This is a genomic window from Burkholderia sp. BCC1993, assembly GCF_905339865.1.
In the GTDB taxonomy this organism is placed as follows: domain Bacteria; phylum Pseudomonadota; class Gammaproteobacteria; order Burkholderiales; family Burkholderiaceae; genus Burkholderia.
Window position 1 is genome coordinate 144,419 of the sequence record NZ_CAJPGZ010000004.1, and the last position, 13,424, is coordinate 157,842.

A 13,424-nucleotide genomic window follows, 5' to 3' on the forward strand; every position below is an offset into this window, starting at 1 on the left:
TGCGGCGGTATGCGGTACGGATCCGCTCGTATCAGGATCGATCCGGGGCGGTGTCCGACAACGGCAGGCTGATATGCACGAGCGTGCCCGCGAGGCGCGGTGCGCTCTGATAGACGTGATCGTCGAGCGTCAGCGTGCCGCCGTGCTGCGCGGCGATCTCGCGCACGATCGCGAGCCCGAGGCCGCTGCCGTCGCCTTCGCGGCCGAGGATCCGGTAGAAGCGCTCGACCACGCGCTCGCGTTCGCCGGCCGGGATGCCGGGGCCCGTATCCTCGACTTCGAGATGCACGCGCCGCGCCGCGGGCTCGGCCCGCACGCGCACGGTGATGCGGCCACCTTCGGGCGTGTAGCGGATCGCGTTGTCGACCAGGTTGCCGAGCATCTCGCGCAGCATCACGGGATTGCCGTCGACGTCGAGCGGCGCGTCGTCCTCCGGGCCTTCGTAGCCGAGGTCCATGCGCTTCGCGAGCGCGGCCTGCACCCAGTCGCGCACCGTGCGGCGCGCGAGCGCCCCGATCTCGACCGGCTCGAAGGTCAGCCCGCTCGCGCGGTTCTCGGCGCGCGCGAGCGCGAGCAGCTGCGTGACGAGCCGGGCGGCCTGCTCGGAGCTCGTCGCGATCTGCTCGAGCGAACGCTGGACGTCGGGCGGCACGGGATGGCGCAACGCGAACTCGGCCTGCGTGCGCAGCCCCGCGAGCGGCGTCTTCATCTGGTGCGCGGCATCGGCGATGAAGCGCTTCTGCAGCGCCATGTTCTGTTCGAGGCGCGCGAGCAGATCGTTGAACGACGTGACGAGAGGCTCGATCTCGGGCGGCGCGCGCTGCGCCTCGACGGGCGACAGGTCGTCGGGCCGCCGCGCGCGGATGTGCGCCTGCAGCGCGTTGAGCGGCGCGAGCCCGCGCGACAGCCCGAACCAGACGAGCAGGATCGCGAGCGGCAGGATCACGAACTGCGGCAGGATCACGCCCTTGATGATGTCGTTCGCGAGCGCGTTGCGCTTGTCGAGCGTCTCGCCGACCTGCACGAGCACGGGCTGCGTGTCGCTCGACGCCGGCAGCGCGACGGTCGTATACGCGACGCGCACGTCGTTGCCGCGCAGCAGGTCGTCGCGGAACACGACGACGCCCGGCGGCGGGCGGTCCTCGTCGCGCGGCAGCGGCATGTCGGCCTCGCCCGCGACCAACTCGCCGCGCGTGCCGAGCACCTGGAAGTAAACGCTGTCGACGTTGTCCGCGCGCAGGAAGTCGCGCGTCTGCTGCGGCAGCGTCAGCTCGGCGACGCCGTTGACCGGATGGATCTGCCGCGCGAGCACGTACGCGTTGGTCTCGAGCGCGCGGTCGAACGGGCCGTTCGCGATCGTTTTGGCGACGAGATAGGTGACGGCGATGCTCATCGGCCACAGCAGCAGGAGCGGCGCGAGCATCCAGTCGAGGATTTCGCCGAACAGCGAGCGCGGGCGCGCGGCCTCGGGCGTATCGGTTTCGTCGGGCGGCGCGAACGGGTTCTCGTAGCGCGCGTCGCGCACGGCGTCGGCGGCGGACGATGGCTCGCCGGTCGGATGGCGGGAATGGGCCGGCGTGGCCATCGCGACGACGGCCGGGTTCAGCGCAGCGGCGTGCCGGCCGCCGCGGGTTGGGGTGCGGCAGCGTCGGCCGGCGCCGCGGGTGCGACTTTCTCGAGGCAGTAGCCGAGGCCGCGCACGGTGGAAATCCGCACGCCGCTCGGCTCGATCTTCTTGCGCAGCCGGTGCACGTACACTTCGATCGCGTTGTTGCTGACTTCCTCGCCCCATTCGCACAGATGGTCGACGAGCTGCTCCTTCGACACGAGCCGGCCGATGCGCTGCAGCAGCACTTCGAGCAGCCCGAGCTCGCGCGCGGACAGATCGAGCACGCGCTCGTTCGCATACGCGATGCGGCCGACCTGGTCGAACGCGAGCGAGCCGTGGCGCACGACGGTCGGGCCGCCGCCCGCGCCGCGCCGGGTCAGCGCGCGCACGCGCGCCTCGAGCTCGTTGAGCGCGAACGGCTTGGCCATGTAGTCGTCCGCGCCGAGGTCGAGCCCTTTCACGCGCTCGTCGACGCTGTCGGCGGCGGTCAGGATCAGCACGGGGAGATTGGAATTGCGCGCGCGCAGGCGCTTCAGCACGTCGAGCCCGGACATCTTGGGCAGCCCGAGATCGAGGATCAGCAGGTCGAAGGACTGCATCGACAGCGCGGTATCGGCCTCGATACCGTTCTTCACGTGATCGACCGCATAGCCCGATTGGCGGAGTGACCGGGTGAGGCCGTCCGCGAGTATGCTGTCGTCTTCGGCGATGAGAATTCGCATGTTGCTGACCGATGGCCGGCGGGGCGTGCGCGCCGGCGCGGCTGTCTCCGAAGTTATCCGTGTACAACGCAGCCTGCATTGCGGGCTTGCATAAAACACTGTTTTTTTATACAGTGTCTGCATTCGTGGGCAGCGCTTGAAAGCGGGCGCGCCTCTGACAGACGCTGCTCATCATAGCAAAGGACGATTCATGGAAGATAGCAAGAAGGGCTCCGGGATGACCGCCGAGAAGAGCAAGGCGCTGGCGGCCGCACTCGCGCAGATCGAGAAGCAGTTCGGCAAAGGGTCGATCATGCGGATGGGCGACGGCGACGCGACCGAAGACATCCAGGTCGTCTCCACGGGCTCGCTGGGTCTCGATATCGCGCTCGGCGTCGGCGGTCTGCCGCGCGGCCGGGTGGTCGAGATCTACGGTCCGGAATCGTCGGGTAAAACCACGCTCACGCTGCAGGTCATCGCCGAGCTGCAGAAGCTGGGCGGCACCGCAGCCTTCATCGACGCCGAGCACGCGCTCGACGTCCAATACGCGTCGAAGCTCGGCGTGAACGTGCCGGAGCTGCTGATCTCGCAGCCGGACACCGGCGAGCAGGCGCTCGAAATCACCGACGCGCTGGTGCGCTCGGGCTCGATCGACATGATCGTCATCGACTCGGTCGCGGCGCTCGTGCCGAAGGCCGAAATCGAAGGCGAGATGGGCGATTCGCTGCCGGGCCTGCAGGCTCGCCTGATGTCGCAGGCGCTGCGCAAGCTGACGGGTACGATCAAGCGCACGAACTGCCTCGTGATCTTCATCAACCAGATCCGGATGAAGATCGGCGTGATGTTCGGCAACCCGGAAACCACGACGGGCGGTAACGCGCTGAAATTCTATGCGTCGGTGCGTCTCGATATCCGCCGGATCGGCTCGATCAAGAAGAACGACGAGGTGATCGGCAACGAAACCCGCGTGAAGGTCGTCAAGAACAAGGTGTCGCCGCCGTTCCGCGAAGCGATCTTCGACATCCTGTACGGCGAAGGCATTTCGCGTCAGGGCGAGATCATCGATCTCGGCGTGCAGGCGAAGATCGTCGACAAGGCCGGCGCCTGGTACAGCTACAACGGCGAGAAGATCGGCCAGGGCAAGGACAACGCGCGTGAATTCCTGCGCGAGAATCCGGAAATCGCCCGCGAGATCGAAAACCGCATTCGCGAGTCGCTCGGCGTTGCCGCGATGCCCGATGGCGCAGACAACGAAGCCGAGGCGATGGACGAAGAAGAGTGATGGTCGGGCGCCGAGGTCACGCTGGCGAACCGGAGCCGAGCGACACGCCCGACACGGCGGGTCGCTCCGGCCGGCGAGCCGAAGCCTCGGGTGCCAACCGGCGGGGCGCGGGCAGTCAGTCCGCGCACCGCACCGCGACGAGGGCATCCGGCGATGCCCTCGTTTCGTTTGAGATTACCGCGCCGGACGATCCGTTCGAAGACGACGAATCGTTCGACGCGCACGACCGGTCGCGCCGTCGCGTGTCCGGTGTCAGCTTCCCGGGCGAGCGCGCGGCCGATGCCGCGGCGCCGATCAAGGAAGATGTGTATACGCGCAGCAGCCAGCATCCGCGGCGCACGCGCCGTGCGTCCGGCGGTTCTGCCGGCGCTGCTTCTGGCGACCCGTCTGGCGCCCCCGGGCGCAAATCATCAAAACCGCCACGTTCGCTGAAGGGCCGCGCGCTCGGCTATCTGTCCCGCCGCGAGTACAGCCGCGCCGAACTCGCGCGCAAGCTCGCCCCGTACGTCGGCGAGGACGAATCGGTCGAGCCGGTGCTCGATGCGCTGGAACAGGAAGGCTGGCTGTCCGATGCACGCTTTGCCGAGAGCCTCGTGCATCGCCGTGCATCGCGCGTCGGCGTCGCACGCATCGTCAGCGAACTGAAGCGCCATGCGGTCGGCGATAACCTCGTCGAGGAAGTGAATGCGCAGTTGCGCGAGACAGAGTGGACGCGCGCGCAGGCCGTCTGGCGCAAGAAATTCGGTGCACTGCCGCAAACACCCGCCGAGCGTGCGAAGCAGGCGCGCTTCCTTGCCGCGCGCGGCTTTTCGAGCGCGACCATCGTGAAGTTGCTGAAGGTCGGCGACGATTTCCCGATCGACGACTGACCGGTTCGGTCGCGCGCGCTGCGCGCGATTTTGCTGCAATGCAATCGTTTCCGGACAGGCGGGAATACCCGCCGTCGCGGCCGGATGCCTCAAATACCCAATATGCTAAAATCCACGGGTTTTCCTCTTCGGCCTCAACCTCCAGCATGCCGCTATCCGAGCCCGTGCCCCGTCAGTTGCGACATCGACGCGCAATCCGAGCGGAAGCCTACGAGCGCGACGACGGCTTGTGGGACATCGAAGCCTGCCTGACCGACCACAAGCCGCGCGATGTCGCGCTTGCGTCGGGCATCCGGCCCCAGGGCCTGCCGATCCACGAACTCTGGCTGCGCGTGACCATCGATCGTGACCTCAATGTCGTCGACGCCGAAGCGTCTTCGGAATGGGTTCCCTATCCCAGTCACTGTCAATCCGCCCCTCCCGCCTATCGGGCCCTCATCGGGCTCAACCTCTTCCGCAATTTCCGCCGCAACGCGAACCGGCTGCTCGCCGGCGTCGCGGGCTGTTCCCATCTGACCGAACTGTGCGCCGTGCTGCCGACGGCAGCGATCCAGGCGTTCGCCGGTGACGTGTGGAACGTGCGCGAAGCGGGCGGCGAAGGGCCGGACCATGACGGCGAGCACGTCGAGCCGCCTTTCCAGCTCGGCCGCTGCCGGGCATTGCGGTTCGACGGCGAAGTCGTGCGGCAGTACTACCCGCGCTGGTATGGCGCGAGCCGGCCGGACTTGCCCGGTGAGGGCAGCACGAAGGAATGAACGGAAATCATTCGAAGAAGCGTCTTAAGCGACATTTCATCCAACTCTCAGACTGAAGGGAATCACGCATGAAGATTCACGAGTACCAGGGTAAGGAAATCCTGCGGAAATTCGGAGTCGCGGTACCGCGCGGCAAGCCGGCGTTCTCGGTTGACGAGGCCGTCAAGGTGGCAGAAGAGCTCGGCGGCCCGGTTTGGGTCGTGAAGGCTCAGATTCACGCGGGTGGCCGTGGCAAGGGCGGCGGCGTGAAGGTGGCGAAGTCGATCGAGCAGGTTCGCGAATACGCGAACCAGATCCTCGGCATGCAGCTCGTCACGCACCAGACCGGTCCGGAAGGCCAGAAGGTCAACCGCCTGATGATCGAAGAAGGCGCCGACATCAAGCAGGAACTGTATGTCAGCCTCGTCGTCGATCGCATCTCGCAGAAGATCGTTCTGATGGGTTCGAGCGAAGGCGGCATGGACATCGAGGAAGTTGCCGAAAAGCACCCGGAACTGATCCACAAGGTCATCGTCGAGCCGTCGACGGGCCTGCTCGACGCACAAGCCGACGACCTCGCCGCGAAGATCGGCGTGCCGGCTGCGTCGATTCCGCAAGCGCGCGCGATCCTGCAAGGCCTGTACAAGGCATTCTGGGAAACCGACGCATCGCTGGCTGAAATCAACCCGCTGAACGTCTCCGGCGACGGCAAGGTCATCGCACTCGACGCGAAGTTCAACTTCGACTCGAACGCGCTGTTCCGTCACCCGGAAATCGTCGCATACCGCGATCTGGACGAAGAAGATCCGGCTGAAATCGAAGCGTCGAAGTTCGACCTCGCATACATCTCGCTCGACGGCAACATCGGCTGCCTCGTGAACGGCGCAGGCCTCGCGATGGCGACGATGGACACGATCAAGCTGTTCGGCGGCGAGCCGGCGAACTTCCTGGACGTCGGCGGCGGCGCGACGACCGAGAAGGTCACCGAAGCGTTCAAGCTGATGCTGAAGAACCCGGACCTGAAGGCGATCCTCGTGAACATCTTCGGCGGCATCATGCGCTGCGACGTGATCGCGGAAGGCGTGATCGCCGGTTCGAAGGCCGTGAACCTGAACGTGCCGCTCGTCGTGCGCATGAAGGGCACGAACGAAGACCTCGGCAAGAAGATGCTGGCCGATTCGGGCCTGCCGATCATCTCGGCTGACAGCATGGAAGAGGCTGCGCAGAAGGTTGTCGCGGCTGCCGCAGGCAAGTAAGCGCGCTCAATGAATAGGTATGGCGGCGCGGTTTGCACGCGACGCCAATCGAACAGAGGTCAAAATACATGTCGATTCTGATCAACAAGGACACGAAGGTCATCACGCAGGGCATTACCGGCAAGACCGGTCAATTCCACACGCGCGCCTGCCGTGAATACGCAAACGGCCGCGAAGCATTCGTCGCGGGCGTGAACCCGAAGAAGGCCGGCGAAGATTTCGAAGGCATTCCGATCTACGCGAGCGTCAAGGAAGCGAAGGCAGAAACCGGCGCGACCGTGTCGGTCATCTACGTTCCGCCGGCAGGCGCTGCTGCTGCGATCTGGGAAGCGGTCGAAGCCGACCTCGATCTCGCGATCTGCATCACGGAAGGCATTCCGGTTCGCGACATGATCGAAGTGAAGGACCGCATGCGTCGCGAAGGCCGCAAGACGCTGCTGCTCGGGCCGAACTGCCCGGGCACGATCACGCCGGACGAACTGAAGATCGGCATCATGCCGGGTCACATCCACCGCAAGGGCCGCATCGGCGTCGTGTCGCGTTCGGGCACGCTGACGTATGAAGCGGTTGCGCAGCTGACGGCACTCGGCCTCGGCCAGTCGTCGGCAGTCGGTATCGGCGGCGACCCGATCAACGGTCTGAAGCACATCGACGTGATGAAGATGTTCAACGACGATCCGGATACGGATGCGGTCGTGATGATCGGCGAAATCGGCGGTCCGGACGAAGCCAATGCCGCCGAGTGGATCAAGGACAACATGAAGAAGCCGGTCGTCGGCTTCATCGCGGGCGTCACGGCGCCTCCGGGCAAGCGCATGGGCCACGCCGGCGCGCTGATCTCGGGCGGTGCGGATACGGCCGAAGCGAAGCTGGAAATCATGGAAGCGTGCGGCATCACCGTCACGCGCAACCCGTCGGAAATGGGTCGCCTGCTGAAGAAGGCGCTGTAATTTCCGCGTGGTTCGTCCTGCAAAAAACGCCGGCTTCGCCGGCGTTTTTTGTTATGCTCGCGCAATGAATTTGTAAGCCCCGGGCTGCGCGATGCATGTCCCGGCATTGACCCGGGCCGCCTGTTCGACAGCCGTTGCCCCGCACCCGATACTGCTCATGCTTGAATTCCTGACGTCGCTCCACTGGGGCGCGGTGTTTCAGATCGTCATCATCGATATTCTCCTCGGCGGCGACAACGCGGTCGTGATCGCGCTCGCATGCCGCAACCTGCCCGCCAACCAGCGGCTGCGCGGCGTCGTGTGGGGCACGGCCGGCGCGATCCTGCTGCGGGTCGCGCTGATCGCGTTCGCGGTCGTGCTGCTCGACGTACCGTTCCTGAAGTTCGGCGGCGGCCTGCTGCTGCTGTGGATCGGCGTCAAGCTGATGGCGCCGGACGCCGATGCGCACGACAACGTGAAGCCGGCCGACCGGCTGTGGGACGCGGTGAAGACGATCGTGATCGCCGACGCCGTGATGAGCCTCGACAACGTGATCGCGATCGCCGGCGCGGCCGAGCAGGCCGATCCGTCGCACCGGCTGGCGCTGGTGATCTTCGGGCTCGTCGTCAGCGTGCCGATCATCGTGTGGGGCAGCACGCTGGTGCTGAAGCTGCTCGACCGCTTTCCGGTCGTCGTCGCGCTGGGCGCCGGGCTGCTGGGCTGGATCGCCGGCGGGCTGATGGTGCACGACCCGGTCGGCGACCGCTGGCCGGTACTCGATACGCCGGCCGCGATCTACGGCGCGAGCATCGCCGGCGCGCTGTTCGTCGTCACCGCGGGTTACGCGCTCCGGCGCCGCCGCGGCGTTCCGCACGCGCATTGACGTTGGCCGTCCGGCCGACTGCCGGGGCCGCGGCCCGCTGGCTACGATCGAAACGCCTGCCTGATTCGGCAGGCGTTTTTCGTTTCCGGAGCCAGTCATGTTCGAAGCCTTTTCCGTTTCCCTGTTCCGTCGCATCGCCGCCGATCTGCGGCGCGCGCGCCGGCCGGCGCCGCGCTGGCGGCCGGCCGGCTTCACGCTGATCGAGCTGATGATCGTGCTCGCGATCGTCGGCGTGATCGCGGCCTATGCGATTCCCGCGTACCAGGATTACCTCGCGCGCTCGCGCGTCGGCGAGGGGCTCGCGCTCGCGTCGTCCGCGCGGCTCGCGGTCGCCGACAATGCCGCGAGCGGCGCGGGCCTCGACGGCGGCTACAGCCCGCCGGCCGCCACCCGCAACGTCGAATCCGTCGTCATCGACGGCGACACGGGCCAGATCACGGTGGCGTTTACCGCCCGCGTCGCCGCGGCGGGCGCGAATATGCTCGTCCTGGTGCCGTCCGCGCCGGACAAGGCCGATACGCCGACCGCGCGCGTACCGCTGAAAAAGGGCACGATGCAGGCCGGTGCGATCGCATGGGAGTGCTTTGCCGCCGGCAAGGCTGCGTCGTCGCTCCCGGCGCCGGGCGCGGGCCCGCTACCGGCGGAGGCCGCGACGTTGCCCGCGAAATATGCGCCGGCGGAATGCCGCGCGTAGGGTCGGGGGCATGCCGGCGAGTGCGGGGCCACGTGCACGGCACGGCGCCCGCCGTACCGGCGGGTTCCGCCGGTCGCACCGGTCGCGCCGCGTCGGGTGACGGTGCGACGGGTCCGCACAGAGCGGGGAAAGTTTTGTATAGTGCGCCGGTTGCTGACATCCGGTTCGCTCATGCCTTCTACTTTTTCCCGTTCGTTGCCGCTCGTTGCGCTGGCTGTCGCCCTGATCGTGCCGTACTCGATCACGAATCACACGTATCCGATTCCGACCTTCTATTCCGAATTTGCCGCGCTGGTGCTGTATCTGCTGGTGGGGCTCTCCGTCGTCCTGCTCGCGCGCACGGGCCGCCCGGCCGAGCCGTTCGCCGCGCCGGCCGCGTTCGTCGCGCCGCTCGGGTTTGCGGCGGTGCTGATCGCGCAGGTCGCGCTGCTGCCGCTGAAGGTGCCGTCGATGAACTGGCTGGCGGTCGGCTATCTGGCCGCCGCGGTGGTCGCGATGCAGGCCGGCTACACGCTCGCGCGCGAGGGGCTCGCCGAAGCCACCGCGCGAATGATGTCCGGTGCGTTGATCCTTGGCGGGTTGCTCGCGGTCGCGAGCCAGATCGTGCAGTTGTTCCATCTCGAATCCTCGGTGTCGCCGTTCGTCGTGATGTACAACATCGCGGTCGATCGTCGTCCGTACGGCAACATGGCGCAGGCGAACCACCTGGCGACCTACATCGCGTTCGCGCTCGCGGGCGCACTGTATCTGGCGCAGACGCGCCGGCTCGCTGCTTGGGCGTGGCTCGCGCTGTCGATCGTGCTGTCGGTCGGGCTCGCGCTGACGGTGTCGCGCGGCCCGTGGCTGCAGGTCGCGGTGCTGGTCGTCGCGGGTTTCTGGATGGCTTGGCTCGAGTCGCGCCGCGCGCCGGGCAACCGCCGCGCATGGCTGATGCCGGTCGCGCTCGCGGCGATCTTCGTCGCGGTGAACGTCGCGGTGCGCTGGGCCAACGTGCACTTCCACCTGGGGCTCGCCGAGTCGGCGGCCGACCGGATGCGCGACGCGGGGCAGATCGCGCCGCGCCTCGCGCTGTGGAAGTACGGGCTTGCGATGTTCCGCGAGCATCCGTTGCTCGGCGTCGGCTGGGGCGAATTCCCGTCGCACCAGTTCGCGCTCGTGCGTACGCTCGGCGGTGTCGAGATCGCGAACAACTCGCACGACATCTTCATCGACCTGCTCGCGAAGTCCGGCCTCGTCGGCCTCGGCGTGCTCGTCGTCGCGCTCGTCACGTGGTTCGTGCGCGCGGTGCGCGCGCCGCAGTCGAGCGCGCGCGTGTTCGGCCTCGCGCTGATCGGCATCCTGCTGATGCATGCGCTCGTCGAATATCCGCAGCAATACATGTTCTTCCTGCTGCCGGCGATGTTCGTGATCGGCCTGCTCGACGTGAAGCCGCTGCGTATCCTGCCGGGCCGCGCGGCGTTCGGGCTGTTCGCAGTGCTGTCGGTCGGCGGCGTGCTGGCGGCAGTGCCCGTGCTGCGCGACTACCAGCGCGCGGAAGTGCTGTACTACGGCAGCGATCCGGCCGCGCAGTACCGCGATGCGCCGTCGCTGCTGTTCGGTGCGTGGGGTGATTACGGCGCGGCCACGCTGCTGACGATTTCGCCGGACAACCTGCCGCTCAAGCTCGTCGCGCACGAGCGCGCGATCGCGCTGCTGCCCGGCGAGACGGTGCTGCGCCGCTATGCGGCGCTGCAGGCGCTGGCCGGCCGCGACGCCGACGCGCTCGATACGGTTGCGCGCCTGCATGTGTTCGCGAAGGAGTTGAAGGACTGGCCGCAGCAGCTTGGGTTGCTGTACAAGCTGTGCGACCAGCAGCCGGCGCTGAAGGCGTTCAAGGCGGCGGTGGTCGCGAAGTACGGGGAAGTCCCGGCCGACGCGGACGACGACGACTCGGAAGACGATTCGGAGTGACGCCGCGCGGCGCCGGGCGGGGAATCCCGGCGTCGGTCGGACGGCGGTGAAGCAGGGGAGCGATGGCGGCCCGGGACGGTGCGGCGATTGCTTCCCGCGAAGAATGGATGCCGGCCGGATACGGCGCGATTCGCGTCAACCATTGTCAAATCGCCGCCACGCGCGAGGCGGCGCGTGCACAATGCGCGAAAGCGTTCGCATGCATGGCCGCCCGGAGCGGGCTGCCGGCACGAACGCTGCCCGCGGATCTCCGGGAACCTGCCAAGCAGGATCGCGACCGGGCAACCATCGGTCGTGCGGCCGCAACGGGGCGCCGGTCCGATGGCCGCGGCGCGGGGCGATGCACGCGCTGCACGCGATGCGGCCGGACGCTGTCAGCCGGCGCGGCAATCGTCCGCAACAGTACTCAAGAACGATATTCGACCATGGCTCTTCGCTCGACCATCCTGATCCTGCCTGCCGTCGCCGTGCTGTTTTCCGGCTGCGCGATGCTGTCGTCGTCGCAGGACAGCAAGCTGACCTGCCACATTCCGCGCGCCGTCTACCCGGATGGCGCGAAGCCGCTCACGCGTCCCGTCACCGTGCTCGTGCGCGCGCTGATGACGACCTCGGGCGAAGCCCAGAACGTCACCGTGACGACGAGCAGCCGCAATGCCGCGGCAGACCGCGCGGCTGTCGACGCGATGACGCATGCGACCTGCGCGCAGACCGGCGCCACCGCGAATCCGTTCCTGCTCACGCAACCGTTCGTGTTCGAGCCGCGTCGCGGCGAGTGATGGGCGGGCGACGCGGCCGGTCATGCCGCGCGCGTTGTCCGATTCTGCGGACGTGGCCCGCGGCAAGCGCGTCAGTTGGCGATCAGAATTGTCGTTTCCGCAGCGTGTAGGCGAACACCGAATAGAGCGTATTCGTTTCCGGGTCGAAGTAACCGCCCTGCGAGGCTGTGTCGGTGGTTTGCTGCCAGGTCTTGCCGCCATCGGTGCTGCTGATGGTCAGGTCGATGGGCGAGCCGCCGCCGTTTGCGGTGTTTGGATTGGTCGCGTGAACGAGCAGAACGCCGTTGCGCCCGACACTCAGCCCGTTGAGCGTCAGGCGGTCCTCAAACGTGTGCAATTGCCGGATGTGATCGGGATGCTCGCTGGTCCAGGTCGAAATGATTCCTGCACCGTGGTTGTCGCCGGATGCATCGGTCGCGCGTGACAGCGCATACAGCGGGTAGTCACGAGACGGCGCAGGCGGTGATTCGAGGCCGACGACGACGTGTCCGGGTAGCTCGGCTTCATGGGTGAAGTCGGGCTGATCCCAGTCGAGCCTGCCGACGATGCTGGTCGGTTGCGGATACCCGGCGGCGTTGGCCAGATAGGCGACGCGCAATGTACCGTCCGGACCGAGGGCGGCTCCGTCGAATGACCTGCGCGGCTTGCCCGGGATGACTGAGCCCGGAGGCGTCTTGATTTCCTGCCACGATTGGCCGCCGTCTGCCGTTCGCCAGACGCGCGGCCCCCAGCCGATCGCGTAACCACGCTGCGCATCGATGAACAGCAATCGGCTGATGTTGTGATCCGCAGGCCATTGGAGTGGGGACCAGTGCTGGCCGCCGTCGCTCGATTTCCAAAGCTTCGTAGTCTGAAGGACCGCGCCGTCGTCGGGGCGAGGTGCCTTGTAGTCCATCCAGCCGGTACTGACGTACAGGACCCGCCAGTCGGGCGAGTACCACCATGACGCGGTCTGGCCCGGTTGCTGGAAGTGGCGCACGACGCTGCCGCCCAGCGTGCCGCGCAGGAAACTGACGGTGGACCGGTTCAGCCGCTCGTTTGAATCGTCCATCCACGGTTCGGCGAACTCCGCGACGTCCGGGTTCTTCTGCTCGCTTTCCGGCTTGAACGTGAGTTCCGGTCTTGCAACCTTCAACGACATGAAGTCGTTGCGCTGTACGCGAAATGCGCCTGCGCCGTACGGCTTGTCGTTGCGCATGAATGCGGTCGATACCGTTTCCCACCCTGAAGTCATTTCCGTATATCCGTAAATAGCGATCGGCAGAACAAGAACGCATCCCGCGATCAAAAGCCATCGTTTGCTTTTTCGCATGTCACTTCACCAGCAGTCTTCCGAGTGCCTTGCCGACCGGATCATCGACGTCCCATTCCTCGGCCTTGTTCCTCAGCCCGGATGGCGCGAAGCCGCTCACGCGTCCCGTCACCGTGCTCGTGCGCGCGCTGATGACGACCTTGGGTGAAGCCCAGAACGTCACCGTGACGACGAGCAGCCGCAATGCCGCGGCAGACCGCGCGGCTGTCGACGCGATGACGCATGCGACCTGCGCGCAGACCGGCGCCACCGCGAATCCGTTCCTGCTCACGCAACCGTTCGTGTTCGAGCCGCGTCGCGGCGAGTGACGCGAGGCACCGTGGCCGCTGATGCGTGTGCGGCCAGGGCCGTCGTGCGCGAGACAGGTCGCTGCGGCTCGCGATCGCGCAGCCGCAGCGAGGGCCGGCCACCGAGGCTTCCGGTGCGCGC

The 13,424-nt window shown here is 67.0% G+C and carries 13 protein-coding genes; 10 read left to right on the plus strand and 3 right to left on the minus strand.

The features are described 5' to 3' along the window. Window positions 1–31: 31 nt before the first annotated feature. On the minus strand, window positions 32–1,585 hold the full coding sequence (locus U4Y91_RS07740; RefSeq protein WP_321804601.1) for a sensor histidine kinase: 1,554 nt from the start codon (window positions 1,583–1,585) through the stop codon (window positions 32–34). A 17-nt stretch (window positions 1,586–1,602) separates the two neighbouring features. Beyond that, window positions 1,603–2,331 carry a response regulator transcription factor gene (locus tag U4Y91_RS07745; protein ID WP_044844524.1) on the minus strand — a complete coding sequence of 243 codons (729 nt, stop codon included), beginning with the start codon at window positions 2,329–2,331 and terminating at the stop codon, window positions 1,603–1,605. 190 nt (window positions 2,332–2,521) lie between these two features. Here U4Y91_RS07745 and recA point away from each other — a divergent pair, with 190 nt between their 5' ends. The 9 genes from recA (at window position 2,522) to U4Y91_RS07790 (ending at window position 11,683) form a co-directional block, all read left to right on the plus strand. After that, the gene (gene recA, locus U4Y91_RS07750) at window positions 2,522–3,592 is read left to right on the plus strand and encodes a recombinase RecA (RefSeq protein ID WP_321804603.1); all 1,071 of its coding nucleotides are present in this window, start codon (window positions 2,522–2,524) and stop codon (window positions 3,590–3,592) included. Beyond that, window positions 3,592–4,461, plus strand: a complete 870-nt coding sequence (gene recX / locus U4Y91_RS07755; RefSeq protein WP_321804605.1) for a recombination regulator RecX — start codon at window positions 3,592–3,594, stop codon at window positions 4,459–4,461. Before recA ends, recX begins: the two co-directional genes overlap by 1 nt. 146 nt (window positions 4,462–4,607) lie before the next feature. Beyond that, window positions 4,608–5,216: a DUF2889 domain-containing protein gene (locus U4Y91_RS07760; RefSeq protein ID WP_321804607.1), complete on the plus strand. Its 609-nt coding sequence runs from the start codon at window positions 4,608–4,610 to the stop codon at window positions 5,214–5,216. 68 nt (window positions 5,217–5,284) lie between these two features. Continuing rightward, window positions 5,285–6,451 carry an ADP-forming succinate--CoA ligase subunit beta gene (gene sucC, locus U4Y91_RS07765; RefSeq protein WP_006755512.1) on the plus strand — a complete coding sequence of 389 codons (1,167 nt, stop codon included), beginning with the start codon at window positions 5,285–5,287 and terminating at the stop codon, window positions 6,449–6,451. Between the two features lie 68 nt (window positions 6,452–6,519). Next, window positions 6,520–7,401, plus strand: coding sequence for a succinate--CoA ligase subunit alpha (gene sucD / locus U4Y91_RS07770; RefSeq protein ID WP_006477916.1), 882 nt, complete (start codon window positions 6,520–6,522; stop codon window positions 7,399–7,401). A gap of 157 nt (window positions 7,402–7,558) precedes the next feature. Then, window positions 7,559–8,263, plus strand: coding sequence for a TerC family protein (locus tag U4Y91_RS07775; RefSeq protein WP_321804609.1), 705 nt, complete (start codon window positions 7,559–7,561; stop codon window positions 8,261–8,263). 97 nt (window positions 8,264–8,360) lie between these two features. After that, entirely contained in the window at window positions 8,361–8,957 is a 597-nt protein-coding gene (locus tag U4Y91_RS07780) for a pilin (RefSeq protein WP_321804610.1), read from the plus strand. Window positions 8,958–9,128: 171 nt separating this feature from the next. Next, complete coding sequence (locus tag U4Y91_RS07785) at window positions 9,129–10,907, plus strand: PglL family O-oligosaccharyltransferase (RefSeq protein WP_321804611.1); 1,779 nt, start codon at window positions 9,129–9,131, stop codon at window positions 10,905–10,907. Window positions 10,908–11,332: 425 nt separating this feature from the next. After that, the gene (locus tag U4Y91_RS07790) at window positions 11,333–11,683 is read left to right on the plus strand and encodes a TonB family protein (protein ID WP_321804612.1); all 351 of its coding nucleotides are present in this window, start codon (window positions 11,333–11,335) and stop codon (window positions 11,681–11,683) included. Between the two features lie 82 nt (window positions 11,684–11,765). Here U4Y91_RS07790 and U4Y91_RS07795 read toward each other — a convergent pair whose 3' ends face one another. Next, window positions 11,766–12,917: a glycosyl hydrolase gene (locus U4Y91_RS07795; RefSeq protein WP_321804782.1), complete on the minus strand. Its 1,152-nt coding sequence runs from the start codon at window positions 12,915–12,917 to the stop codon at window positions 11,766–11,768. Between the two features lie 107 nt (window positions 12,918–13,024). On the opposite strand from U4Y91_RS07795, the gene U4Y91_RS07800 reads away from it, so the two are divergent. Continuing rightward, window positions 13,025–13,303 (plus strand): TonB family protein, encoded by a 279-nt coding sequence (locus U4Y91_RS07800; protein WP_415750450.1) that lies wholly within the window; start codon window positions 13,025–13,027, stop codon window positions 13,301–13,303. Window positions 13,304–13,424: the final 121 nt, after the last annotated feature.

What these genes read in the sequence shown, in the direction of transcription:
- U4Y91_RS07760 (WP_321804607.1), top strand. Translation starts at nt 4,608, where the DNA reads ATGCCGCTATCCGAGCCCGTGCCCCGTCAGTTGCGACATCGACGCGCA.
- U4Y91_RS07740 (WP_321804601.1), bottom strand. Translation starts at nt 1,585, where the DNA reads ATGGCCACGCCGGCCCATTCCCGCCATCCGACCGGCGAGCCATCGTCC.
- U4Y91_RS07775 (WP_321804609.1), top strand. Translation starts at nt 7,559, where the DNA reads ATGCTTGAATTCCTGACGTCGCTCCACTGGGGCGCGGTGTTTCAGATC.
- sucD (WP_006477916.1), top strand. Translation starts at nt 6,520, where the DNA reads ATGTCGATTCTGATCAACAAGGACACGAAGGTCATCACGCAGGGCATT.
- U4Y91_RS07745 (WP_044844524.1), bottom strand. Translation starts at nt 2,331, where the DNA reads ATGCGAATTCTCATCGCCGAAGACGACAGCATACTCGCGGACGGCCTC.
- recA (WP_321804603.1), top strand. Translation starts at nt 2,522, where the DNA reads ATGGAAGATAGCAAGAAGGGCTCCGGGATGACCGCCGAGAAGAGCAAG.
- U4Y91_RS07780 (WP_321804610.1), top strand. Translation starts at nt 8,361, where the DNA reads ATGTTCGAAGCCTTTTCCGTTTCCCTGTTCCGTCGCATCGCCGCCGAT.
- U4Y91_RS07785 (WP_321804611.1), top strand. Translation starts at nt 9,129, where the DNA reads ATGCCTTCTACTTTTTCCCGTTCGTTGCCGCTCGTTGCGCTGGCTGTC.
- U4Y91_RS07795 (WP_321804782.1), bottom strand. Translation starts at nt 12,917, where the DNA reads ATGACTTCAGGGTGGGAAACGGTATCGACCGCATTCATGCGCAACGAC.
- U4Y91_RS07790 (WP_321804612.1), top strand. Translation starts at nt 11,333, where the DNA reads ATGGCTCTTCGCTCGACCATCCTGATCCTGCCTGCCGTCGCCGTGCTG.
- recX (WP_321804605.1), top strand. Translation starts at nt 3,592, where the DNA reads ATGGTCGGGCGCCGAGGTCACGCTGGCGAACCGGAGCCGAGCGACACG.
- sucC (WP_006755512.1), top strand. Translation starts at nt 5,285, where the DNA reads ATGAAGATTCACGAGTACCAGGGTAAGGAAATCCTGCGGAAATTCGGA.